Annotated in this window: 3 protein-coding genes; all 3 read right to left on the bottom strand. The window is 27.2% G+C overall.

The features are described from left to right. A partial coding sequence (locus B6S12_RS10455; RefSeq protein ID WP_111230716.1) for a glycosyltransferase family 2 protein occupies positions 1-1,406 on the bottom strand: 1,406 nt, incomplete at its 3' end. Between the two features lie 26 nt (positions 1,407-1,432). Next, positions 1,433-1,666 (bottom strand): hypothetical protein, encoded by a 234-nt coding sequence (locus B6S12_RS10965; RefSeq protein WP_146239365.1) that lies wholly within the window; start codon positions 1,664-1,666, stop codon positions 1,433-1,435. Between the two features lie 55 nt (positions 1,667-1,721). Next, the gene (locus tag B6S12_RS10450) at positions 1,722-2,414 is read right to left on the bottom strand and encodes a radical SAM protein (RefSeq protein WP_111230715.1); all 693 of its coding nucleotides are present in this window, start codon (positions 2,412-2,414) and stop codon (positions 1,722-1,724) included. Positions 2,415-2,482 lie beyond the last annotated feature (68 nt).

Genomic DNA, 2,482 nt, shown 5'->3' with positions numbered 1-2,482 from the left:
GCTTTGGCAGTTCCGTATTTAGTTTGAAAGGATAATTGATTATTTTGTGCCCGAATATCTTGCATTAAGGCTTGTATTCTACTATTTTTTTGAACCAATGCTTCTTTGTTCTTATTTAGCTTTTCTGTAATTTCTTGTATTCTACTATTTTTTTGAACCAATGCTTCTTTGTTCTTATTTAGCTTTTCTGTAATTTCTTGTATTCTACTATTTTTTTGAACCAATGCTTTATCGTATAACCTAATACACTCCTTTCTTAGAATATTAGCATCAATATCTTGCTTCTTATAAATCCTAAAAATAACTTGAAAAATTCTCTCCTTATCATAGGGAACTTCCATTAAAGATATTTGCCATTGTCTAAGACGAACAGAAAATATTTTCCAAAAAAGATGCTTATTGGGAATTTTAGTATTTTCAATAAAATTCAACAAATCAAAAGCAATCAAAAATAAACTTACATGTCTATGAATCATTTTTATCTCATAAGCATTTTGAATATTTAAAGAAGAAAATATTTCATTAACAAATTGTGGAATAAAAATCGTGTTTAATTGCCTATAATCCATAATGCTATTAGGCCTAATTCTATGTATATAGACTTTATTTAACATAACATAAATATTTTTAGAATAAAAAAATAATAATGGACCAAAATGATTATCTTCATGCACTATAAAGTCAAAAAATTTTAAATTCACGCTTTTAAGAAAAGCAAAATTAATCATGCCATGCCATCCAAACCAAAAAGATTGTATATTACTATCTAAAGTTTTTTCCAACCATTGCTTTTGTGTTATTTTTTGGGATTGAGTAAAGCCATACCTCTGAAGAATAGTCGCCACTTCCAATGCAGGTTTTTCCATATCAAAATATAACTTTTGGCTATCAAACCAAACTACCTCTACTCCTTTCATTCTAGGCACACATTCTTCTATGCAATTTAGTTCCCAATAATCATCAGAATCTAAAAAAATAATATAATCAATGTTTACGCAAGTGAAGCTTGTAAGATCTTGTTCATATTTGAAAGCTTTATAGCTTTTATACACTTTATATATTTCATAGTGATTATTTCCTTCTATTTCAAATTCTACTAAAAAATTTTTCTTCAAATTTTTAGCTTTATTTTTTAATTTGTATTTCCCGCTAAAATATTCTATACCTACATTTCTAGCACTACTCAAACCACCATTTTTCTTATCAAAAAGAGTAATTCTTTCATCTTTTAAAGTATATTCTTTAGCAATACTAAGCGATTCTTCATCAGTGCTACCATCATTTACCAGTATAATTTCCAAATTAATATAGGTTTGATTAATAACACTCTCTAAACATTCTCTTAAGTAATTTTGAACATTATAGATTGGAATTACCACACCTACTACTTTTACATTTTTATTCATATATGCAACCTAAAAATAACAATTAATTATTCAATAACATATTCACTTATCTTATTTTCACTTTTTTCCCATGGTCTTCTATCCATTTTCTCAATAGCACAATACTGACAAAATGGAACTGGCTTTGATGTAAAATTAAGTATATCATTATATGATTCTACATCTTTTAATTGTAAATAGTCCAAATCACTAACTTTTAACTCCTTATTAAAGTATTTATTAAAATATTCTATATTTGCAACAATTGGACACGGATACAAAATACCATTTTTTACTTGAATGCAAGTATTTGCCCTATGACAGTTAATAAAATTATTAAAAATATCGCCCCCCCCCCCTTAAATTAAGTGCTGTTTTAAAACTTGTTTTCTCTATTTTCTCGTTATTAAAAAACTGTAATTCAATACCAAATTCTATACACTTACTTTTAATCTTATCCCAATCTAACTTTATAGGATATTTGGTTGGCCTAATAGAAACTCCGTTTTCTTTACAAGCCTTCCAAAAAGCAGCATCTTGCTTTAACAGCAAAATTCCATTCGTAAGTAACCAAATAGAACTATTTTTAAAATACTTTCTAAGTATATAAAAATAATCTTTGCAGTTTTTATTCAGTAAAGGCTCTCCACCACTTAATCTAAATTGCTCAATATTTCCTTTACTGATTTCATATAATCTTTTAATATCATTCTCAAAAACTTCAATATCACAATAACCTTCGTTGGCTAATTGAGAGAAGTTATCACAACTAAAACAATTCAAATTACAATGCTCAGCTAAATGAATAGCAATAAAATGTAGATTAGGCTTAGGCGTTACTTTTTTTAGCTTATTAATATAACCACGATTATCATTGATTAACTTTTTGCAAGTATTTTCAAGTTTGGCAATCTTTGCTTCTAGAAGTAATATTTTATCCTGATAATCAGATTGCTTTTTTTTATTTGTCATACAAGACAACCAGTTAAACTTCATTCTCATCCCTTTTTCATCTTCTTTAATTTCCATATTAAATGTTTCCCTTCATCTGAAAAAACATCTTAACATATCCACCCTTATACCAAGTTTTATGAGCT

The sequence above is a fragment of the Helicobacter valdiviensis genome (assembly GCF_003245365.1).
In the GTDB taxonomy this organism is placed as follows: Bacteria; Campylobacterota; Campylobacteria; order Campylobacterales; family Helicobacteraceae; genus Helicobacter_D; species Helicobacter_D valdiviensis.
The sequence above is the reverse complement of the archived record's forward strand: the minus strand, read 5'-3'. Positions and strand labels throughout refer to the sequence as shown.

Coding starts and splice junctions, on each gene's coding strand:
- B6S12_RS10450 (WP_111230715.1), bottom strand. CDS start 2,414: ATGGAAATTAAAGAAGATGAAAAAGGGATGAGAATGAAGTTTAACTGG.